This window comes from Leifsonia sp. GW821-FHT13C05 (assembly GCF_058806515.1).
Genome location: NZ_JBXAPT010000002.1, coordinates 506,482 through 525,913, shown reverse-complemented (window position 1 = coordinate 525,913; position 19,432 = coordinate 506,482). Strand labels below are relative to the sequence as shown.

23 protein-coding genes are annotated in these 19,432 nt (G+C 69.5%); 13 read left to right on the top strand and 10 right to left on the bottom strand.

All coding sequences use genetic code 11. The features are described from left to right. Window positions 1–9: 9 nt before the first annotated feature. The 4 genes from AC1ROC_RS09130 to AC1ROC_RS09115 are packed head-to-tail and all read right to left on the bottom strand — an operon-like array spanning window position 10 to window position 3,036. Window positions 10–354: a carboxymuconolactone decarboxylase family protein gene (locus AC1ROC_RS09130; protein WP_492999637.1), complete on the bottom strand. Its 345-nt coding sequence runs from the start codon at window positions 352–354 to the stop codon at window positions 10–12. After that, window positions 351–758 (bottom strand): (R)-mandelonitrile lyase, encoded by a 408-nt coding sequence (locus tag AC1ROC_RS09125; protein ID WP_434950150.1) that lies wholly within the window; start codon window positions 756–758, stop codon window positions 351–353. The genes AC1ROC_RS09130 and AC1ROC_RS09125 overlap by 4 nt, the downstream gene beginning before the upstream one ends. Next, window positions 755–1,786, bottom strand: a complete 1,032-nt coding sequence (locus AC1ROC_RS09120) for a zinc-dependent alcohol dehydrogenase family protein (RefSeq protein ID WP_492999631.1) — start codon at window positions 1,784–1,786, stop codon at window positions 755–757. Before AC1ROC_RS09120 ends, AC1ROC_RS09125 begins: the two co-directional genes overlap by 4 nt. Beyond that, window positions 1,774–3,036, bottom strand: a complete 1,263-nt coding sequence (locus tag AC1ROC_RS09115; protein WP_492999630.1) for a multidrug effflux MFS transporter — start codon at window positions 3,034–3,036, stop codon at window positions 1,774–1,776. Before AC1ROC_RS09115 ends, AC1ROC_RS09120 begins: the two co-directional genes overlap by 13 nt. A 102-nt stretch (window positions 3,037–3,138) precedes the next feature. On the opposite strand from AC1ROC_RS09115, the gene AC1ROC_RS09110 reads away from it, so the two are divergent. The 6 genes from AC1ROC_RS09110 to AC1ROC_RS09085 all read left to right on the top strand — a co-directional run bounded on the left by AC1ROC_RS09110 (window position 3,139) and on the right by AC1ROC_RS09085 (window position 7,485). Then, window positions 3,139–4,041 carry a helix-turn-helix transcriptional regulator gene (locus tag AC1ROC_RS09110; RefSeq protein ID WP_492999628.1) on the top strand — a complete coding sequence of 301 codons (903 nt, stop codon included), beginning with the start codon at window positions 3,139–3,141 and terminating at the stop codon, window positions 4,039–4,041. Between the two features lie 53 nt (window positions 4,042–4,094). After that, entirely contained in the window at window positions 4,095–4,700 is a 606-nt protein-coding gene (dcd, locus tag AC1ROC_RS09105) for a dCTP deaminase (RefSeq protein WP_085368246.1), read from the top strand. Window positions 4,701–4,734: 34 nt separating this feature from the next. Next, a complete protein-coding gene (locus tag AC1ROC_RS09100) occupies window positions 4,735–5,262 on the top strand; it encodes a hypothetical protein (RefSeq protein WP_168690503.1) in 528 nt (175 codons plus the stop codon). 45 nt (window positions 5,263–5,307) lie between these two features. Continuing rightward, window positions 5,308–6,381, top strand: coding sequence for an alpha/beta hydrolase (locus AC1ROC_RS09095; RefSeq protein ID WP_492999626.1), 1,074 nt, complete (start codon window positions 5,308–5,310; stop codon window positions 6,379–6,381). 75 nt (window positions 6,382–6,456) lie between these two features. After that, window positions 6,457–6,639, top strand: a complete 183-nt coding sequence (locus tag AC1ROC_RS09090; RefSeq protein ID WP_085368244.1) for a hypothetical protein — start codon at window positions 6,457–6,459, stop codon at window positions 6,637–6,639. 24 nt (window positions 6,640–6,663) lie between these two features. Then, window positions 6,664–7,485 carry a M55 family metallopeptidase gene (locus AC1ROC_RS09085; protein WP_085368243.1) on the top strand — a complete coding sequence of 274 codons (822 nt, stop codon included), beginning with the start codon at window positions 6,664–6,666 and terminating at the stop codon, window positions 7,483–7,485. Window positions 7,486–7,526: 41 nt separating this feature from the next. Here the strand turns inward: AC1ROC_RS09085 and AC1ROC_RS09080 are convergent, their stop codons facing one another. The 3 genes from AC1ROC_RS09080 to AC1ROC_RS09070 all read right to left on the bottom strand — a co-directional run bounded on the left by AC1ROC_RS09080 (window position 7,527) and on the right by AC1ROC_RS09070 (window position 9,513). Then, a complete protein-coding gene (locus tag AC1ROC_RS09080) occupies window positions 7,527–7,850 on the bottom strand; it encodes a ParB family protein (RefSeq protein WP_143465585.1) in 324 nt (107 codons plus the stop codon). Between the two features lie 183 nt (window positions 7,851–8,033). Next, entirely contained in the window at window positions 8,034–8,585 is a 552-nt protein-coding gene (gene idi, locus AC1ROC_RS09075) for an isopentenyl-diphosphate Delta-isomerase (RefSeq protein WP_492999623.1), read from the bottom strand. A 109-nt stretch (window positions 8,586–8,694) separates the two neighbouring features. Next, on the bottom strand, window positions 8,695–9,513 hold the full coding sequence (locus AC1ROC_RS09070; RefSeq protein WP_492999620.1) for a hypothetical protein: 819 nt from the start codon (window positions 9,511–9,513) through the stop codon (window positions 8,695–8,697). Between the two features lie 55 nt (window positions 9,514–9,568). On the opposite strand from AC1ROC_RS09070, the gene AC1ROC_RS09065 reads away from it, so the two are divergent. From AC1ROC_RS09065 to AC1ROC_RS09055, 3 genes are all read left to right on the top strand, one after another. Then, window positions 9,569–10,288 carry a MarR family winged helix-turn-helix transcriptional regulator gene (locus AC1ROC_RS09065; protein ID WP_492999619.1) on the top strand — a complete coding sequence of 240 codons (720 nt, stop codon included), beginning with the start codon at window positions 9,569–9,571 and terminating at the stop codon, window positions 10,286–10,288. A 137-nt stretch (window positions 10,289–10,425) separates the two neighbouring features. Next, a complete protein-coding gene (locus AC1ROC_RS09060) occupies window positions 10,426–10,845 on the top strand; it encodes a YciI family protein (RefSeq protein ID WP_168690496.1) in 420 nt (139 codons plus the stop codon). Between the two features lie 77 nt (window positions 10,846–10,922). Continuing rightward, a complete protein-coding gene (locus AC1ROC_RS09055) occupies window positions 10,923–12,131 on the top strand; it encodes an RNA polymerase sigma factor (protein ID WP_493000007.1) in 1,209 nt (402 codons plus the stop codon). Here the strand turns inward: AC1ROC_RS09055 and AC1ROC_RS09050 are convergent. Continuing rightward, the gene (locus AC1ROC_RS09050; RefSeq protein ID WP_492999616.1) at window positions 12,075–12,524 is read right to left on the bottom strand and encodes an NUDIX hydrolase; all 450 of its coding nucleotides are present in this window, start codon (window positions 12,522–12,524) and stop codon (window positions 12,075–12,077) included. The genes AC1ROC_RS09055 and AC1ROC_RS09050 overlap by 57 nt on opposite strands. Before the next feature lie 122 nt (window positions 12,525–12,646). Beyond that, window positions 12,647–14,113 (bottom strand): MFS transporter, encoded by a 1,467-nt coding sequence (locus AC1ROC_RS09045; RefSeq protein ID WP_492999614.1) that lies wholly within the window; start codon window positions 14,111–14,113, stop codon window positions 12,647–12,649. 135 nt (window positions 14,114–14,248) lie between these two features. Here AC1ROC_RS09045 and AC1ROC_RS09040 point away from each other — a divergent pair, with 135 nt between their 5' ends. Beyond that, on the top strand, window positions 14,249–15,253 hold the full coding sequence (locus AC1ROC_RS09040; protein WP_492999612.1) for a hypothetical protein: 1,005 nt from the start codon (window positions 14,249–14,251) through the stop codon (window positions 15,251–15,253). A 12-nt stretch (window positions 15,254–15,265) separates the two neighbouring features. Here the strand turns inward: AC1ROC_RS09040 and AC1ROC_RS09035 are convergent, their stop codons facing one another. Further along, entirely contained in the window at window positions 15,266–16,006 is a 741-nt protein-coding gene (locus AC1ROC_RS09035) for a GTP pyrophosphokinase (RefSeq protein ID WP_085368394.1), read from the bottom strand. Window positions 16,007–16,042: 36 nt separating this feature from the next. Between AC1ROC_RS09035 and AC1ROC_RS09030 the strand changes: the two genes are divergently transcribed. From AC1ROC_RS09030 to AC1ROC_RS09020, 3 genes are all read left to right on the top strand, one after another. Then, window positions 16,043–16,657, top strand: a complete 615-nt coding sequence (locus AC1ROC_RS09030) for a C39 family peptidase (RefSeq protein ID WP_492999611.1) — start codon at window positions 16,043–16,045, stop codon at window positions 16,655–16,657. Window positions 16,658–16,860: 203 nt separating this feature from the next. Next, a complete protein-coding gene (dnaK, locus tag AC1ROC_RS09025; RefSeq protein WP_168690491.1) occupies window positions 16,861–18,723 on the top strand; it encodes a molecular chaperone DnaK in 1,863 nt (620 codons plus the stop codon). 2 nt (window positions 18,724–18,725) lie between these two features. Further along, a complete protein-coding gene (locus AC1ROC_RS09020; protein WP_168690490.1) occupies window positions 18,726–19,418 on the top strand; it encodes a nucleotide exchange factor GrpE in 693 nt (230 codons plus the stop codon). Window positions 19,419–19,432: the final 14 nt, after the last annotated feature.

The following is a 19,432-nucleotide window of genomic DNA, read 5'->3' as shown; positions in this document are numbered from 1 at the left end:
CGTCCGCCGTCACCCCGCCGCGGCCTCGTCGCCGCCGAAGACCTCCTTCGCGACCGTCATGGCCGACATCGCCTTCGGCCAGCCGCAGTAGAACGCGAGGTGCGTGATCGCCTCGACCAGTTCATCCCGGGTCACCCCGTTGTCGCGGGCGAACGGCAGGTGGAAGCGCAGCTGGTCGACGTTGCCGCCCGCCACGAGTGCGGCGACGGTGATCAGGCTGCGGTCGCGCTTGCTGAGATCCTGTCGCTCCCACACCTCGTCGAACAGCACGCGGTCGGTGTAGTGGGCGATGCCGGGGGCGAAGTCCCCGAAGGCGCGCTGGCCGCCGGTCCAGCCGGTCGTCTCGTCGTTCACGGTCGCCGTCCTTCGTACTCGTCGTCGGTGATGTGCTCTTTCCAGGTGGTGGTGTCTGCAGGATCGTCCGCGGACTCCAGCAGCGCGATGTGCTCCATGAAGCATCCGGGGGCGGCGGCGTGCCAGTGGTCCTGGCCGGGCGGGGTGTAGAGCGTCTGGCCGGGATGCACCTCGATGATGGTGCCGTCGCGGTCGCCGAACCGGGCGACGCCCGCCGTGACCCGCAGGTACTGGCCTCTCGCGTGCGAGTGCCAGGCCGTGCGGGCGCCCGGCGCGAAGCGCACGAGGGCTGCGGTCATCCGCTGGTCCGCCTCGTGCGGCGCGGCGATCGGGTCGACCCAGACGTCGCCGGCGAACTGCTCCGGCGGATTCTTGACGGTGGGAGCGGTCGGTTCGATGTTCATGCGTTCTCCGTTTCCAGCAGCACTTTGGTGGCGCGACGCTCATCCATCGCCCGGTATCCCTCTGCCGCCTCCTCGAGCGGCAGGGTGAGGTCGAAGACCGCTCCTGCGTCGATGTCGTCATTCATGATCAACCCGATCAGCTCGGGGAGGAAGCGGCGGACCGGGGCGGGACCGCCGTGCAGGTGCACGCCGGAGAAGAACAGTTCTTCGCCGGGCAGTTCCACCCCGTGCGAGACGCCGACGTAGCCGACGTGTCCGCCCGGCCGGGTGGCCCGGATGGCCTGCATCATCGACTCCTGGGTGCCGACGGCCTCGATGACCGAGTGCGCGCCGAGCCCGTCGGTGAGTGCCTGGATCTTCGCGACGCCGTCGTCCCCGCGCTCCTCGACGATGTCCGTCGCTCCGAAGCGGCGAGCGAGCGCCTGCCGGTCGGCGTGGCGGCTCATCGCGATGATGCGGTCGGCACCGAGCTGCTTCGCCGCGAGCACGCCGAGGAGGCCGACCGCGCCGTCACCGACGACCGCGACCGTCTTCCCAGGACCGGCCTCGGCAGCGACGGCCGCGAACCATCCGGTGCCGAGCACGTCGGAGGCGGCGAGCAGTCCGCGGACCTGCCGCGGGGTGGGAGCCGTCGCGGTGGCGACGAGCGTGCCGTCCGCCAGCGGCACCCGGAGGAGTTCCGCCTGCGTGCCGAGCGTGCCCATCGGCACCCGATGGATGCAGTGGGACTGGTATCCCGCCCGGCAGAGTTCGCAGGTGTTGTCGGAGGCGAAGAACGACCCGACCACGAAGTCCCCGACCTTCACGTTCTTCACGTCGTCGCCGAGCTGCTCGACCACTCCGACGTATTCGTGCCCCATCGGTGTCGGGCCGGTGAGCTCGTCCGTGCCGCGGTACGGCCACAGGTCTGAACCGCAGATGCAGGCGGCGGAGACGCGGATGATCGCATCCGTCGGCTCCTGGATGGTGGGGTCCGCGCGCTCTTCGACGCGCACATCCCGGGGTGCGTACATGACTACTCCACGCATGTTGGGGTTCCTTCCGTTGCGGGGTGGGTGATGCCGGCGCTCCCTCGCGCCGGACGGAGGAGGAAGACGAGCACAGCGGCCACCGCCAAGACGATCGACACCGAGGTGACCAGGCCGAGAGGCAGGATGCTCAGGGCGCCGGCGACGCCGACCAGCGGAGCGGCCACGCCTCCGAACGCGAAGCGTGCAGCGCCCAGGACAGAGGATGCGGTCCCCGCGATCTGCGGGTAGTCCGCTAGCGCGATGGTCGTCGACGGCGGGCTGGTGATCGCGGTGCCCGCCGCCAGGAGGAAGAGCGAGACGACGACCACGATCAGCGACACATGCGCCAGGCCGGCGACCAGCAGCCCTGCGGCCCCGAGCCCGGCCACCGCGAGGCCGGTGACCAGCGTGCCCAGCACGCTCCACGTCTTGCTGGCGCGTCCGGCCAGATACCCGAAGACCATGAACCCGGCCGAGTTCAGCCCGAAGGCGGCCGCGTAGCCCTGCGGGGACAGGCCGTAGACGCCCTGCAGCACGTAGGTCGCTCCGCTGAGATACGCGAACAGAGCTGCGTAGACGAAGCCCTGCGCGATCACGGCGCCGACGAAACGGCGGTCGGCGAACAGCAGCCGCAGGTCGCGGCCGATGACGGAGAAGCCCGCCGCCGTGCGCGCATCCGGGTGCAGTGTCTCCGGCAGCCGGAGGGCGACCCAGCCGAGGATGACCGCGCCGATCGCGGCGAGCACCAGGAAGAGCCCGCGCCAGTCGAGCACCGCCGTCAGCGCCCCGCCGAGCAGCGGCCCGACGATCGCGGCGAACCCGCCGACCACCGTCAGCCGCCCGTAGAACCGGATGAGCCTGCCGCCGTCGTACACGTCGCGCCCGGCTGCCTGCGCGATCACGATGCCGACGCCGCCGGCGATGCCCTGGACCAGCCTGGCGGCGATGAGGGTGTCGACGGTGGGACTCACCGCGCAGAGCACGGACACGATCACGTAGGCCGCGACGCCGATCAGTGCGGGGCGCCGCCGCCCGAACCGGTCGGACAGTGGCCCGGCGATCAGCTGCCCGGCCGCCAGCCCGACCAGGCAGGCCGTGACGGTGAGCTGCGCCGTGGAGGTCGCCGCCGCCAGCTCGGTGGTGAGAGCGGGGAGGGCGGGAAGGTAGAGGTCCATCGAGATCGGGCCGAAGACGGTCAGCACCAACAGAAGCGTGGCGAGTCCGCGTCCTGCCGGAACCCGGGAAATGGTCGGGAGAGAAGCTGTCACGACATCAAGCACACCCCTGTCGCGCCGCGCGAGGGAGTCTCTGACGAGAGGTGTACCAGCAGGGCACCCCTCCCGGCCGGATCCTGACCTACCCTCGACTGCATGGACAATCGAGCAGAGGTGCGTGAGTTCCTCATGTCGCGCAGGGCCAAGCTCGCGCCGGAGCAGGCAGGGCTCCCTGCCGGGACCGGGCGCAGGGTCGCCGGGCTGCGCCGCTCGGAAGTGGCGATGCTCGCCGATGTGAGTGTGGAGTACTACGCCAAGCTGGAGCGCGGTGGCATCGCGGGCGCGTCGGCCGCGGTCCTCGACGCCGTGGCGCGGGCGTTGCAGCTCGACGACACCGAGCGGGCGCACCTGTTCGACCTCGCTCGTGCGGCAGACGGCATCCCGGTCTCCGGGCGCCAGCGGAGGCGGTCGGGCAGGAGCCCGGCTGCGCGTCCGAGCCTGCACTGGGCGCTGGAGGCGTTCACCGACGGTGTCGCGGTCGTGCGCAACGCCCAGTCGGACGTGATCGCGTTCAACGCTCTCGCGCGGGCGTTCTACTCGCCGCTGATCGGCGACGGAGGGCGCACGCCGAACCTCGCCAGGTTCCAGTTCCTCGATCCCGTGTCCCGCGACTTCTATCCGGACTGGGACCTGTTCGCCGACATGTGCGTCGCCATGATGCGCGCAGAGGCGGGCAGGGATCCGCACAACAGGGCGATGCAGGATCTCGTCGGCGAGCTCTCGACGCAGAGCGAGACATTCCGTCGGCTGTGGGGTGCGCACAACGTCCGCACCCACGGTGCAGGGACGAAACGCTTCCACCATCCGGTCGTCGGCGAGCTGACCCTCGCCTTCGAGGAGTTCGCGGTGACGGCGGAGCCGGGCCATGTGCTCCTCCTCTACACGGCGGAGCCCGGCTCTCCGTCGGTCGAACGGCTGCGGCTGCTCGCCTCGTGGGCCGCCGAGCACGCGGACACCGCGGTGGATGCTGCCGACGCGTCCGCCGACGCCGCGCGCTGACCCGGCGCCCGGTTTCCCTCTGCGCGCCACGCGCATCCCGGTAGGCTGATCCCGTGCTTCTCTCAGACCGCGACATCAAGGCCGAGCTCGGCTCCGGCCGTATCGCTCTCGAACCGTTCGACGTGTCGATGGTGCAGCCGTCGAGCGTCGATGTGCGCCTCGACCGCTTCTTCCGGCTGTTCGACAACCACAAGTACCCCTTCATCGACCCGGCAGAGGATCAGCCCGAGCTGACCAGGTTGGTCGAAGTGGATGCTGACCAGCCGTTCATCCTGCACCCCGGTGAGTTCGTGCTCGGCTCCACCTTCGAGCTGGTCTCGCTTCCGGACGACGTCGCCGCCCGGCTCGAGGGCAAGAGCTCGCTCGGTCGCCTCGGCCTGCTCACGCACTCCACCGCGGGCTTCATCGACCCGGGATTCTCCGGGCACGTCACGCTCGAACTGAGCAACGTGGCCACCCTGCCGATCAAGCTCTGGCCCGGCATGAAGATCGGGCAGATGTGCTTCTTCCGGCTCACCTCCGCGGCCGAGAAGCCGTACGGGTCGAGCGAGTACAGCTCGCGATACCAGGGCCAGCGCGGCCCGACGGCGTCGCGTTCGTTCCTCAACTTCCACCGCACGGACGTGTCCACGACAGAGGCGGGTCGCACCGCCGGTTGATCGCGTCCGTCCCATCCTCCCGGAGGGCAGAACCATGAGCGAGACGACAGACGCAGCGTTCGCGCGGGCACTCGTGGCGGCAGGCCCGACGCCCGTCCGCCCGCAGAGGATGCAGCTGTTCGGCCAACTGGTCGGCAGCTGGCGGGCGGAGTGCCGCTTCCTCGACGAGGAGTCGGGCGCGTGGTCGGAGTTCACGACCGACTGGCTGTTCGCGTACACGCTCGGCGGCCGAGCCGTTCAGGATGTGCTGGTCGCCCCGGCAGCGTCCGACCCGTCGATGACGGAGGCGAAGGGCACCACGATCCGCGTCTACGACCCGGTGCTCGGGCTGTGGCGGGTGAGCTGGTTCGGCGCGGTCGCCGGTGACTTCTGCACGCTCGTCGCGAGCGCCCACCACCGCGACGGGATCCGCCAGGACGGCACCCAGACCGACGGCAGGCCGATCCGCTGGAACTTCAGCGCGATCACCGCCGACTCGTTCTCGTGGGACGGCTGGGTGTCCGACGACGAGGGCAGCACCTGGTGGCTGGAGCAGCACATCGACGCCACCCGCACGGGCTGAGCGGGGCGCATCCCGCGCATCCGGCGCATCCAATAGGGTCATCCCGTGGGGACTCGTATACATAAACGCTGGTATGACAGCGTCGTCTCGGTCGTGTTCATGGCGCTGGGGCTCGCGGTGGTCACCGTCCTGGTGGTGGCGTTCTTCAACCCGTGGCCGTCCGCGCTGCTCATCCGGGCGCTGTTCGAGCGGGGCGCCGCCGACACCGTCGCGGAGATGGAACCATACGTCCCGAAGTCCGGGGTGGATGCGCACCGCGACATCGCGTACGGGAACGCCGGATCCGACACCTCGCTGGACGTGTTCACGCCCACCGGCGCATCCACCCCGTTGACCACGGTGGTCTGGATCCACGGCGGCGCCTGGATCTCCGGCGACAAGTCCAACGTGGACCCGTACACCCAGATCCTCGCCTCGCACGGCTACACTACGGTCTCCCTCAACTACACGATCTCGCCCGAGACCACGTACCCCACCGCCCTGAACCAGCTCAACGATGCCCTCGGCTTCCTCGTCGAGCACGCGGCCGAGTACAACATCGACCCGAACAGCATCGTGATCGCCGGCGACTCCGCCGGTTCCCAGTACACGGCGCAGCTCGCCACCATCGTCACCAACCCGGCATACGCCGAGCGCGTCGGCGTCACCCCGACGCTGACCGCGAAGCAGCTCAAGGCCGTCATCCTCAACTGCGGGATCTACGACGTGCGCGGCATCCCGGACGCCCCCGGCATCGGCGGCTGGGGCTTCCGCATCGCGCTCTGGTCGTACCTCGGCGAGAAGGACTGGTCGAAGACCCCGGGCGGCCGCGACATGTCCACGATCGAGGACGTGACCGCCGACTTCCCGACCACGTGGATCTCCGGCGGCAACGCCGACCCGCTCACCGACAGCCAGTCGAAGCCGCTCGCGAAGAAGCTCGAAGGGCTCGGAGTGGATGTGACGAGCGTCTTCTACCCGGCCGACGAGTCGCCCGCCCTGCCCCACGAGTACCAGTTCCACCTCGACTTCGCGAAGGCGCGCTCAGCCCTGCAGTCGACCATCGCGTTTTTGGACAGGGTCAAAGCATCCGGGGCCGAGGGTGCCAGCGTCGAGCTGGAGGGGTCGAAGACTCACTGAGCGTCAAAAGCATGCATAATCATGAATGCTCCCGGCGCTACCGACGGGGTGTGAGTGAACGTGAGTGGGAGCCCCATGCCGTTGCGACGCCAGGCCGAAGAGATGCGTGATCTCTATGCCAACGCGATCGCGGAGGCGATCTTCGAAGGGCGCGAGCCGACCGCGTGGCAGCTGGCGGCCTGGGCCAGGTACCGCGAAGCCGCGGAATCCAACACGCTCGCCGACGCACTGAGATCAGACTCAGACACCGAACCGTGACGACGCCCGCCTTATGATGCGGTGATGCGAGTTCTGATCTCTGTGGACATGGAAGGCATCGCCGGGGTGGTCGACCGCGCCGACATCGCACCGGGCTCCCCGGAGTGGGCGCTGGCCAGGGAGTGGATGACCGACGAAGCCAGCGCGGCCGTCCGTGGGGTGCTCGCCTTCGACCAGGACGCTGAGGTGCTGGTGTGCGACGCCCACGCGAAGTACCGGAACATCCTGCCGCAACGGCTCGACAGGCGAGCGCGACTGGTTCGCGGCACTCCCCGTCCGCAGGACATGCTGACCGGCATCGACAGCGCAGTGGATGCGGTGTGCCTGATCGGTTACCACGGCCGGGCCGGAACCGCCGACTCGGTCCTGGCGCACACGATCAGCGGGGCGGTCATCTCGTCCGTGCGCATCGACGGGACGACCCTGGGCGAGATCGGCCTGAGCGCAGCCCTGGCAGCACACTACGGGGCCGTTCCGGTGCTGGTCAGCGGTGACGACACGGTGGCCGCTGAAGCCGAGGATGTCGCTCCGGGCATCCGGGCGGTGGTCGTCAAGTGGGCTCGCGGAGGTCACGCCGCCGAGAACCTTCACCCGGCCGTCGCCAGTGAGCGCATCGAGCAGGCCGTCCCGGAGGCTCTCGCGGCCCGCGCATCCGTGCGGCCTCCGCGATTCGCCGGGCCCGTCGACCTGGAGGTCGATGTGCGCCGGCCGGAGATGACCGAGCGTGCTCTGCTCATCCCGGGCATGGAACGCCGCGGACCCTCCACGCTCGGGTTCTCCGGCCTCGCCCTCCCGGAGAGCTACGGTTTGGTGGGTGTCATCGCAGACCTCGCGGGCATCCCGTGACCGCACGACACCATCGCGGCGCTCGTGCTGAACGCGTTGGCCTAGCCCCGGGGCGCAGCTGCCTCGCCCTGCTCGCCGGCTGACGCGATCTCGCTGCGCGGGCGACGGCCGGGCGTCAGTCGTTCAGGCCCGCCGAGGTATGGGTGCCCGTCGTTGTAGAGCGCCTCGCGGCGTTCCAGCTCAGCGACGAGCGCCTTCTCCATCAGGTCGGACCAGCTCCGGTCGGATTCGTGGTGCTTGGTCGCCTCGAAGGCCGCGCGCGAGCGCTGGCGCACGGACGATCGCAGATAGAACGAGACGGAATTGCGCTCGTCGTCGTCCGCCATCACTGGTACCCCCGGCCCGCTCGATGCTGTCGTGGACACGACGCTAGGGGATGCGCGAGGCTCGCCACGAGACGATTCGCGCCCGAGCGGTAGCCGATTCCGGCCACCTTTTCCGGGCGCCGCCGGGGTGGGATGCATGTGCCGTGCGGAATACGGCGAGCTAGTTATCCACAGTGAATTACACAGGTGGAAATAATGAGTTCATTTCATTGTTCGGCCGACTCAGATCAGGTCGGACGCCTCGAGGCTCGTATCGGCGTACAGCGCGGGAAGCTGCAGTGTGAGCCACGGGCTGAACGCCCACGGCGTCGCCTCGACGGCGTCGAGCAGCACGCGCGGGTCCACCCAGCGCCACTCCGCCACCTCGCTCGGCTCGGGGGCGAGCTCGCCGGAGATCGTGGCCGTGTACACCGGGCACACCTCGTACTCGACGATGCCCGCCGCATCCACTGCCCGGTAGCGGAAATCGGGGAGGGCCACCACCAGGTTGTCGATCGCGGCGCCCAGCTCCTGACCAGCACGGCGCGCGATGGCGTCCTCGAAGTCTTCGCCGGGGGCCGGATGCCCGCAGAACGAGTTCGTCCACACGCCGGGCCAGGTCAGTTTGCTCAGCGCCCGCCTGGTGACCAGGATGCGTCCATCGCCGTCGAACAGGTGGCACGAGAACGCCAGATGCAGGGGCGTGTCCGTGGTGTGGACGGTCGCTTTGTCGGCGACCCCGATCGGGGTGCCGTCGTCGGCGAGCAGGACGACCTCTTCGCGGGATGCGGTCATGCATCCATTCTCGCCGATCAGGACGCGGGCACTCGCCCCCGCCGCACGGCGGAACGCGAGCGCGCCCCGGTCCCTGGGGAACCGGGGCGCGCCCGCGTGGTCACGGTGCTCACTCCGCCGCGTCGGACGGCTGACCGTCCTGGGCGGGGCGCTCGCGCCAGCCGAGGTTGCGGGCCATCGCTTCGAGCGTTTGGAGCGTGGTCGTGTAGTCCTCCTCCGCGATGCCGGCGGTCACCGCATCCCGGACTCCCTGGATGCGCGCCAGCGCCGACTCGTACGCCGCACGCCCGGCCTCGGTCAGCTCGACGCGCTCGTTGCGCTCGCCGGACAGGGTGACCCATCCGCGCTCCGCGAAATCGGCGATGGTCGACTCGACGCGGGAGGCGGGGGAGTGGTGCTTGCGGGGGTGGTCGTGGTGGTGGGGGTGCTCGCCGTGGTGGTGGTCACCGTGCGGGTGCTCGCCGTGGTGGTCGTGCGGGTGCTGGTGGCCAGCGGCGAACGGACCGGGGCGGTGCGGGTGCTCCCCGTGGTGCTGCGCGCGCAGCCCCTCGAAGCGCTGACGGCGTTCCTCCCAGAAGGCGGCGCGCTCGCTGTCGGAGGCGAATCGGGGGTGGTCGCCGAAGCGTCCGTGCCCGTCGCTGTCCCGCCGGGACTCGCCGCGGCCGTTCCAGCCGCGCGTGCCGCCGAACGGCATGCGGCCTCTGCCGCCTCGGTTGTCTCGGCTGGCCCGTCCACGGCGGGGCGGGAGGGCAGCGGCGACCTCGTCGACGCTGGTGGCGCCGTCGGCGATCGTGCTGAGGATGCGCCAGCTTCCGCGGCGGAGGTCGAAGTCGGAGAGCTCGTCGCGCATCCGGTGGCGGAGCTCGTGCTCGATGACGCCGAACCAGTAGGCCGGCGGGGTGGTGTGTGAATTCGTGTGGGTGTTCATTGTCGAACCCTTTCCTATTGCATGTACTGTTACAAGCAGTTGTATGATTACATACATGGAAATGGATGGTCAAGCCCCCGAATCCGATTCGCAGGATGCGGACATCGTCGCGCTCGTCGAGCAGTCGCTGATAGCCGTGCGCCACGACCAGTCGCGGCGTCGGATGCACGGAGGCCCGCCCAGCCACGGGATGCCCGGACGCCCGCCGTGGCAGGACGGCTTCGGCCGCACCGCCCACGGCGGCCCGGGCTGGGGCGGCCACGGCGACCACCACGACCCGCGCACGCACGACCACGGTGAACATGGCGAACACGGTGGTGGCGATCAGGAGCCGGGTACTGGCGCAGGCGCCTTCCCCGGCTTCCCCGCGTTCGGCGACTCCGGTCGTCCGGGTCCCGGACGCCGCGGCCGCCCCGACGGCTCACTCGGACGCGCCGCCCGCTTCCGGATGCTCGACGTGCTCGAAGCGGCCGAGCGCGACGGCACGACGTACTCGATCAGCACCCTCGCGCCCGCCATCGGCGTCGACCAGCCGCGGGCGAGCAGGCTCGTGCAGGAGGCGGTCGATCGCGGACTCGTCAGCAGGGTCACCGATCCGGCGGATGCGCGGCGCACCCTCATCCAGTTGACCGCCGCGGGACGCAAGCAGATCGGCGAGGTGCGCACCCACCGGCGCTCGGCGGTGGAGCAGGCCCTCGCGACGTTCACGCCGCAAGAGGCGCGGGAGTTCGCGGACCTGTTCGCCCGGTTCGTGCGGGCGTGGCCGCGCGACTGACCGCCGACGCCCGCTTCCCACCCCAGCGCGCAAAAGAAATTCCGAAATCTCCCCGCATTCATGTCGATCGGGGCTCGCGCCGTTCGACCTCTGGGTGCAAAGGTCGAAGAGCGACCTCAGATCAAGGAGAAAACCCAATGTCCAAGTACATGCTCATCCTGCGGCCCACCGAGGCTGCTGCGGCGGCTTTCGCGAACGTCGACTTCACCGAGGTCCTGGATGCGATGGGCCGGTTCAACGACGAGCTCATCCGGGCCGGGGTCCTGCTGGCCGCCGAGGGTCTCGCCGACCCGAGCGAGGGCGTGGTCGTCGACTTCACCGGGGAGGCGCCGGTGGTCACCGACGGTCCGTACGGGGAGACGCGCGAGCTGTTCAACGGCTACTACATCCTCGATGTCGCCTCTGTGCAGGAGGCCGTCGAGTGGGCGAAGCGGGCGCCGATGACGTCCGGCAGCATCATCGAGATCCGCCGTGTGCCGTCGATCGACGAGTTCCCCCAGGACAACGAGTGGATCCAGAAGGAACGAGCCTGGCGCGAGCAGACCGGGCAGCTCTGAGCACGCCAGGCTCGCCCACTCCGGCGCCCACCCCACCGCCCACCCCGGCGCGCGCGGCGGTCGAGGCGGTGTGGCGGATGGAGTCCGCCCGCGTCGTCGGCGCCCTCGCGCGCTACACCGGCGACTTCGCGCTGGCCGAAGACCTTGCCCAGGAGGCGCTTGCAGAGGCGCTCGTCTCCTGGGCGGTCGACGGCGTCCCCGCGCAGCCGACCGGCTGGCTGTTGACCGTCGGGCGGCGCCGGGCGATCGACTCGTTCCGCAGGAGGGCGGCCCGCGATGAGCGGTATGCGCTCCTCGCCCGCGACCTGGAGGAGGAGCTGCCGGGTGCCGACGCCCTGTTCGCTCCGGATGCCATCGACGACGACGTGCCCGCGCTCATGTTCGTCAGCTGCCACCCCGTCCTCTCCCGGGAGGCGAGGATCGCCCTGACCCTGCGGGTCGTCGGCGGTCTCACGAGCGAGGAGATAGCGCGGGCGTTCCTCGTGCCGGTTCCGACCATCCAGGCCAGAATCACCCGCGCGAAGAAGACCATCGCCGCCGCGCGCATCCCGTTCGCGATCCCGGAGCCGGACGAGCGCGCCGAACGCCTCGGCTCGGTGCTGCAAGTGGTCTATCTGGTGTTTTCGGAGGGCTCGTTCGCATCCACTGGCCAGACGTGGATGCGCACCGACCTCGCCGACGAGGCCAGGCGGCTGGCGCGGGTGCTGGTGCGCCTCGCCCCTGAGCCGGAGGTGTTCGGCCTGCTGGCGCTGATGGAGCTGACCGCCGCGCGCTTTCCGGCCAGGATGGATGCGCGGGGCGAGCCGATCCTGCTCGAAGACCAGGACAGGGGTCTGTGGGATCAGGCGGCGATCCTCCGTGGTCGCGCAGCTCTCGCGCACGCCGCATCCGCCGGCCGCGGGCTCGGGGCGTACGGTCTGCAAGCGTCGATCGCCGAGTGTCACGCGGTGGCGCCGTCGGTGGCGGAGACCGACTGGAAACGCATCGTGCTGCTCTACGAGGCACTCGGCCGGCTGGCCCCGTCGCCGGTCATCGAGCTGAACCGCGCGGTCGCGGTGGCCATGTCCGACGGCCCGGCAGCGGGCCTCGCTCTCGTCGACGCGATGGTCGCGCGCGGCGACCTCGCGGGCTCCTACCTGCTTCCGGCCACCCGGGGCGAGCTGCTGACGCGCCTCGGCCGACGGGATGCGGCCATCGCCGCCCTCGAAGAGGCGCACGCCGCCTGCCCGTCACCCCCCGAGCGCGCCGCCCTCTCCCGCAAGCTCGCCGCCCTCCGCGCCCCCTGACAGCGCGAGCGCAGGGATGACGCGGTCGCGGAGCAATGGGGCGAGGTCGCCCAGCGGGTCGGCCGGGTCCGACCAGCGCAGCTCGGCGATCTCCGCCGCGGCCACCGGCACGCCGGCGAGTTCGGCTGCGTATACCGTCGCATCGAGCGTGTGGCCGGGTTCGTTCGCGGCGTCGGCCTCCCACGCACCCAGCAGCCGGAGTTCGTCGATGGCGAGCCGGATGCCCACCTCCTCGCGCACCTCCCGCACCGCGGCCTCGGCCGCGGACTCGCCGGGCTCCGGCTTGCCGCCGGGCAGCATGAACCGGGATGTTCCCCGCTTGCGCACCGTGAGCACGTGCCCGTCCTCCCTGACGAACGCGACGGCGGACACGATGATCACGGGGTGCGGCATTCTTCGAGCGTATCCCGGCAGCATCCCACGCCGATGTCCCGCCTCCGCGTCCGCGCGCATCCATCGAGTCCGAAGTTGTTCACGCCCAGCGCGGCGTGTCGCGTGAACAAGTTCGGACTCGATTACTTCGTAGCGCGCACCGGGATGAGGAGGGCGAGGCCCGCGGCCAGCACCAGCACGATCCCGAGAATGCCCCAGTACTGCGCGCCGCCGACCGCGACGAACGTCGCGAACAGCAGCGGCGCGAGGAACGAGACGGCGCGTCCGGTGGTCGCGTACAGCCCGAACACCTCGCCCTCGCGGCCGGCGGGCGTGACTCTGGCGAGGAACGTCCTGCTCGCCGACTGCGCCGGCCCGACGAACAGGCACAGAACGAGGCCGCCGATCCAGAACGCCGTCGCGCCGAGGTCGTGCGCGAAGAACACCGCGAGCCCGGCGATCACGAGGCCGACCAGGGAGGTGACGATCACCGGTTTCGCGCCGAACCGGTCGTCGAACCGGCCGGAGACGAAGGTGCTGATGCCCGCGACCACGTTGGCCGCGATGGCGAAGATGATGACGTCGCCGCTGCTGAACCCGAACGTGCCCTGGGCGAGGATGCCGCCGAACGTGAACACGCCGACCAGCCCATCGCGGAACAGCGCGGACGCGATCAGGAAGAGCACCGTGTTCCTGCTCTCCTTCCACAGCGTCCCGATGTCGCGCACCAGCACGCCGTACGACTGGAAGAACCCGACGCGCGGGCGGCGGGAGCCGATCGGCATCTCCGGCACGGCGATCAGCACGGGCAGCGAGAAGATCAGCGTCCAGGCGGCGGCGATCAGCGCGATGATCCGGATGTTGAGGCCGGCGTCCTCGGTGACGTGGAGCATCCCGCCCGTGCCGTCGTCGTTGCCGGTGACGAGACCGAAGTAGACGATGAGGAGCAGGACGATGCCGCCCAGGTATCCCGCGCCCCAGCCGAACCCGCTGACCCGGCCAACGGTCTTCGGCGTGGAGACCTGCACCAGCATCGCGTTGTAGTTGACCGTCGCGATCTCGTAGAAGATCGTGCCGACGGCCACCAGGACCACTCCGAACAGGAAATAGCTCGGCTCGCCGACCACGAAGAACATCAGCGCGGTCATCACCACGACCACGCCGGTGTTGATGCCGAGCCACAGCTTGCGCCTGCCGGACCCGTCGGTGCGCTGCCCGAGCACCGGCGCGATCAGGGCGACCACGATGCCCGCGATGGCGAGCCCCCAGCCGAGCCCGCTCGACAGCGGAGCCTCTGCCGCGGTGACGGCGGCGTGGGCCGGTCCTTTGAGGTCGGTCTCCGCATCCCGGGCGGCGACGAGGGCGGGGTCGACGAACAGGCTGCCGGTCAGATAGACGGTGAACACGAACGTGGTGATGACCGCGTTGAACGCCGCGCCGCCCCAATCCCACAGCGCCCACGACACCACCTGACGACGCGGGATGCGCCGCTCGGCCGAACTGTCCACGAACAGCGGAGAGGTCGAGGTGACCAGGGCGTCGGTGTTCGCGGGCGCCGGCTGCTTGCCGCGCTCGGCGTCGCTGCCGTTCGCGCTCGGAGGAGTGCTCATGTGCACAGCGTATGGGTTCGCGGTTGCCGGAGGGTGAACCGGGACGCCGTGGCGCGCCCGGTGCCGATGATCCGTGCGCGCACGGTTCCCGGTGTCGTCCGGACGCCGGTAGGCTCGCGGCCGAAGGTGCTCCGGATGCGCAATATGTCCGGAGCGGCATACGAGGCACGGGAGGCTGGAATGACCGCTACGGCGCACGAAGTTCGACAGTACGGCTGGGTGCGGCATCTGCTGCCCCGCATCGTGATCGGCGCGCTCATCGCCGCCGCGCTGGTCGGCGTGTACGCGGTCGTCATCGGCCGGTTCGACGAGACCTGCTGGCGGCTCATCGGCACCATCGCGCTGCTCGTGTTCTTCTCGCTGGTGTCCTGGTACGACGCGGACGTCTCCGCCCGGCGCGCTCCCTGGTTCGGGGTGGTCAGCGTGATCACGTCCGCCTACCTGCTGATGGCCGGCCTGGCGAAGATCTGGGTGCCGGTCGCGGGCGGACCGTACGATCCGTTCGCCTACCGCCCGTGGTGGGAGCCGTTCGCCTGGTTCGCACTGGTGGCGGTGACCAGGCTCGGCCTGCTGCACATCCATCTGGTGCTGAACACGCAGCGCCGGTTCACGGGCCCGGTGATGAGCAACGTGACCGTGGTGACCCTGCTGCTCGTGGGTGCGCTGACGCTCGGCCTCTCGCTGCCGCTTGCGCTGCCGACGGTGGACTTCGGCGAGACGTACTGGCGGCTGCTGGCGGTGGTGGCGATCCTGGATGCGCTGGGCACGATCCTGATCCCGCTCACGTACTCGCTGTTCGGGCCGAAGGCGGCGGTGCAGCAGCAGGTGCCACCGCCCGCGGCGACGTTCGCGCCGCAGGCGTTCCCGTCGGCGCCGCCCGCCGCATCCACCCCGCCGATGGCGTTCACGCCGCCTGTCGCGCCCGCAGCGCCCGCATTCCCCGCCCAGGCCGCGCCCGCCCCGCCGGCTGCACCCGCCGCACCGACCGCATCCACCACCCCGGTGCCGCCGACCGCCGCGTACCCGCGGCTCGACGCCGCCGCCGGGCTACGGCTGGAGTGGCCCCGCTACATCAGCGGCCAGCCGCTCCCTGCTCGCCCAGACGGCTCCCCGGACTTCACGGGCGTCGTCGGATACTGACCCGCGGGATGCCTAGATCGCGATCGGCAGCGTGTACTGGTTGCCGCCGTGGTTGCGCACCTGGCGGTGCAGGCTCTCCATCGTGATGTCGAGCTGGTTCGCCTTGACGGCGGCGTCGGTGAGGTCGCGCAGCAGCTCATCCGGCACCTCGCCGTCGTACTTGTAGTAGATCTTGTGCTCGAGGCTCGCCCAGAAGTCCATCGCGACCGTGCGGATCTGCACCTCGACGGGCACCGCGATCGGCCCGCCGGACAGGAACACCGGGACCTCGACGATCGCGTGCAGGCTCTTGTAGCCGTTGGGCTTCGGGTGCGCGATGTAGTCCTTCACGCGCAGCACGTTCACGTCCGCCTGCGCGGAGAGCAGCTCGAACACGTGGTAGACGTCGGAGACGAAGCTGCAGACGATCCGGATGCCCGCGATGTCGGTGATCGCCTCCCTGATCGCGTCGAACGACGGCTCGCACTCTTTGCGGACGATCTTCTGCTCGATGCTCTCCGCCGACTTGAGCCTGCTGTTGATGTGCTCGATCGGGTTGTAGTCGTGCAGCTCGGCGAACTCTTCGCGGAGGATCGACACCTTGGTGGAGATCTCGTCGATGCCGAACTTGTAGGGCATGATGAACCGCGCGAAGTCCGTGTTGAACGCCTGCACCTCATCCAGAGTCGCCGGGTCGATGTTCTGCAGAGCCTCGATGGCCCTGGACGACAGCAGCGGGCCGTTGTGATCGACGTGAAAGGACTCCGGAACCATGTACAGCACGCTATCGACGGTCCTTGTGGAGGCGGTGTGAATCCGGGGTCGTCATTCCCGTACGAGTCGCAGTGGGGCGACCCGCGCTGCAACGAGGCGCTGATCGTCCGCGGGGAGGACCCGGCGGCCCACCACGACTGGATGCTCGACGGGTACGCGACCGCCGACGAGTACCGCTACTGGGCGCGAAACGTCTGCGGCCTGGCCTGCCTCCGTTCCGTGGTGCGGGTGTGGCGGCCGTCCGCCGCCGATGCGACGATGCGCGAGCTGATCGATGGGGCGATGGATGCTGGCGCGCTCGTCCCGGAGGAGCACACCGTCCGCGGCCTCTACTACCGCCCGTTCCTCTCCTGGATCGCCGACGAGTTCGGCCTGGACGGCGAGGTCGTCGAGGGGGTGACCGCGCGCGAGCACTTCTCGGCGGTGGCGCCCGGCGTCGTGGCCATCGCGTCTGTCGCGCCCGAGATCCGCTACCCGGACCGGCCCAACGAGCGGGTCGGCGGCCACCTCGTGCTCGTGCACGGCTTCGACGGGGAGACCGTGTCGTTCCACAATCCGTCCGGCATCGGGCGGACGGCGGCGGACGCATCCCTGCCCGTCGATGAGTTCGAGCGCTTCTACGCCGGGCGCGGGATGCTCCTCCGCGACTGAGCATTCACGGCTGGATGCGCCGTTCTTCCCGCCGATTCCGGGAATGAAACCCCTCTCGCCAAAGTTGAGTCTAGTGTGCTCAAGTTTAGAGCTCGCAGCTTGACAGCCTCCCCCGCGGATGCGACACTTGAGCCGTCGGGACTCAACTCTTGACCCCCAGCTTTTACAACCGAACATCCAGCAACAAAAGGAGAACAGCACATATGTCACGTGCAGTAGGAATCGACCTCGGAACCACGAACTCGGTCGTCGCCGTCCTCGAGGGTGGCGAGCCCACCGTCATCGCCAACGCGGAGGGTTTCCGCACCACCCCGTCGGTCGTCGCGTTCACGAAGGACGGCGAGGTGCTCGTCGGCGAGACCGCCAAGCGCCAGGCCGTGACCAACGTCGACCGCACCATCGCGTCGGTCAAGCGCCACATGGGCACCGACTGGACGGTCGAGATCGACGACAAGAAGTACACGCCGCAGGAGATCTCGGCCCGCATCCTCGCCAAGCTCAAGAGGGACGCGGAGCAGTACCTCGGAGACACCGTGACGGACGCCGTCATCACCGTCCCCGCGTACTTCAACGACGCCGAGCGTCAGGCCACCAAGGAGGCCGGTGAGATCGCGGGCCTCAACGTGCTCCGCATCATCAACGAGCCCACCGCAGCCGCACTCGCGTACGGCCTCGACAAGGGCAAGGAAGACGAGCTCATCCTGGTCTTCGACCTCGGTGGTGGAACCTTCGACGTCTCCCTCCTCGAGGTGGGCAAGGACGACGACTTCTCGACCATCCAGGTCCGCGCGACCGCCGGTGACAACCGCCTCGGTGGAGACGACTGGGACCAGCGCATCGTCGAGTGGCTGATCAAGCGCTTCAAGGACTCGACCGGTGTCGACGTCTCGAAGGACAAGATCGCCCTGCAGCGTCTGAAGGAAGCCGCTGAGCAGGCCAAGAAGGAGCTCTCGTCGAGCATGTCGACGAGCATCCAGCTGCCGTACCTGTCGCTGACGGAGAACGGCCCGGCCAATCTCGACGAGACGCTCACCCGCGCCCAGTTCGAGCAGATGACCAGCGACCTCCTCGACCGCACCAAGAAGCCGTTCCAGGACGTCATCCGTGAGGCCGGCATCAAGGTGTCCGACATCTCGCACGTCGTGCTCGTCGGTGGTTCCACCCGCATGCCCGCCGTGAGCGAGCTCGTGAAGCAGGAGACCGGCGGCAAGGAGCCCAACAAGGGCGTGAACCCGGATGAGGTCGTCGCCGTCGGCGCCGCACTCCAGGCCGGCGTCCTGAAGGGCGAGCGCAAGGACGTCCTGCTCATCGACGTGACCCCCCTGAGCCTCGGAATCGAGACCAAGGGCGGCATCATGACGAAGCTGATCGACCGCAACACCGCGATCCCGACCAAGCGCAGCGAGACCTTCACGACCGCGGACGACAACCAGCCGTCCGTCGCCATCCAGGTCTTCCAGGGCGAGCGTGAGTTCACCCGCGACAACAAGCCGCTCGGCACCTTCGAGCTCACCGGCATCGCCCCGGCACCCCGTGGCATCCCGCAGGTCGAGGTGACCTTCGACATCGACGCCAACGGCATCGTGCACGTGTCCGCCAAGGACAAGGGCACCGGCAAGGAGCAGTCGATGACGATCACCGGCGGTTCCTCGCTGCCGAAGGACGACATCGAGCGCATGGTGCGCGAGGCCGAGGAGCACGCGGCCGAGGACAAGAAGCGTCGTGAGACCGCCGAGACCCGCAACACGGCCGAGCAGCTCGCATACTCGATCGAGAAGCTGATCAAGGACAACGAGGACAAGCTCCCCGAAGACGTCAAGAACGAGGTCCAGGGCGACGTCGACGCGTTGAAGACCGCACTCGCGGGCGACGACGAGGACGCTGTCAAGACCGCGTACGACAAGCTCAACGCGAGCCAGCAGAAGCTCGGAGAGGCGATCTACTCGTCCGCTCAGGCCGACGCGGGCGCCGGTGAGCAGGCTCCTGCAGGTGACCAGCCCGCCGAGGAGAACTCGGACGAGGATGTCATCGACGCAGAGGTCGTCGAAGACGAGGAGAAGAAGTAAGCATGTCGGACCAGAACCCCAACGGGCAGGGCGAAGACCCTGAGCGCGAGGAGCCGGTAGTCCGCGACAAGCGGAGGATCGACCCCGAGACCGGCAAGGTTCGGCAGCCGGCGGGCCAGGACGGCCAGGACGGCCAGGAGGGCGGGGACGCCGGAAACGACGCCCCCGACCTCGCCCACGAGGAACTCGTCGATGTCGGCCCGGCCGACGGCGAGGGCCTCGGGTCCTTCCTCTCCGACGAAGACCTGGACGTGCTGAGCGGCCAGTCGACGGCGGACCAGCTCGCGGCCGAACGGCTCGCCGACCTCCAGCGGGTCACCGCGGAGTACGCGAACTACCGCAAGCGGACAGAGTCCAACCGCGAGATCGAGCGCGAGCGCGCGGTCGGCGACACGGTGAAGAGCCTTCTTCCCGTGCTCGACGACCTCGACCGTGCCGAGAAGCACGGCGACCTCGAAGAGGGCAGCGCGTTCTCGACCATCGCGGCCAAGCTCCGGACCACCGCTGAGCGACTCGGCCTCACGCCGTACGGCGAGAAGGGCGACCCGTTCGACCCGCAGATCCACGAGGCGATCTTCCAGCAGCCGACCCCCGGCGTGACGGTCGACACCGTCGCGGACGTGGTCGAGACGGGCTACAAGCTCGGCTCCACCACGGTGCGGGTGGCCAAGGTCGTCGTCGCGGTTCCGGCCTAGGCTCCGGATGCGCA

Bases quoted from the DNA above. Each gene is read 5' to 3' on its own strand.
- AC1ROC_RS09110 (WP_492999628.1), top strand. From the start codon at position 3,139: ATGGACAATCGAGCAGAGGTGCGTGAGTTCCTCATGTCGCGCAGGGCC.
- idi (WP_492999623.1), bottom strand. From the start codon at position 8,585: ATGACCGCATCCCGCGAAGAGGTCGTCCTGCTCGCCGACGACGGCACC.
- AC1ROC_RS09120 (WP_492999631.1), bottom strand. From the start codon at position 1,786: ATGCGTGGAGTAGTCATGTACGCACCCCGGGATGTGCGCGTCGAAGAG.
- AC1ROC_RS09085 (WP_085368243.1), top strand. From the start codon at position 6,664: ATGCGAGTTCTGATCTCTGTGGACATGGAAGGCATCGCCGGGGTGGTC.
- AC1ROC_RS09065 (WP_492999619.1), top strand. From the start codon at position 9,569: ATGGAAATGGATGGTCAAGCCCCCGAATCCGATTCGCAGGATGCGGAC.
- AC1ROC_RS09020 (WP_168690490.1), top strand. From the start codon at position 18,726: ATGTCGGACCAGAACCCCAACGGGCAGGGCGAAGACCCTGAGCGCGAG.
- AC1ROC_RS09045 (WP_492999614.1), bottom strand. From the start codon at position 14,113: ATGAGCACTCCTCCGAGCGCGAACGGCAGCGACGCCGAGCGCGGCAAG.
- AC1ROC_RS09055 (WP_493000007.1), top strand. From the start codon at position 10,923: ATGGAGTCCGCCCGCGTCGTCGGCGCCCTCGCGCGCTACACCGGCGAC.
- AC1ROC_RS09035 (WP_085368394.1), bottom strand. From the start codon at position 16,006: ATGGTTCCGGAGTCCTTTCACGTCGATCACAACGGCCCGCTGCTGTCG.
- AC1ROC_RS09090 (WP_085368244.1), top strand. From the start codon at position 6,457: ATGCCGTTGCGACGCCAGGCCGAAGAGATGCGTGATCTCTATGCCAAC.
- AC1ROC_RS09070 (WP_492999620.1), bottom strand. From the start codon at position 9,513: ATGAACACCCACACGAATTCACACACCACCCCGCCGGCCTACTGGTTC.
- AC1ROC_RS09125 (WP_434950150.1), bottom strand. From the start codon at position 758: ATGAACATCGAACCGACCGCTCCCACCGTCAAGAATCCGCCGGAGCAG.
- AC1ROC_RS09040 (WP_492999612.1), top strand. From the start codon at position 14,249: ATGCGCAATATGTCCGGAGCGGCATACGAGGCACGGGAGGCTGGAATG.
- AC1ROC_RS09060 (WP_168690496.1), top strand. From the start codon at position 10,426: ATGTCCAAGTACATGCTCATCCTGCGGCCCACCGAGGCTGCTGCGGCG.
- AC1ROC_RS09100 (WP_168690503.1), top strand. From the start codon at position 4,735: ATGAGCGAGACGACAGACGCAGCGTTCGCGCGGGCACTCGTGGCGGCA.
- dnaK (WP_168690491.1), top strand. From the start codon at position 16,861: ATGTCACGTGCAGTAGGAATCGACCTCGGAACCACGAACTCGGTCGTC.
- AC1ROC_RS09050 (WP_492999616.1), bottom strand. From the start codon at position 12,524: ATGCCGCACCCCGTGATCATCGTGTCCGCCGTCGCGTTCGTCAGGGAG.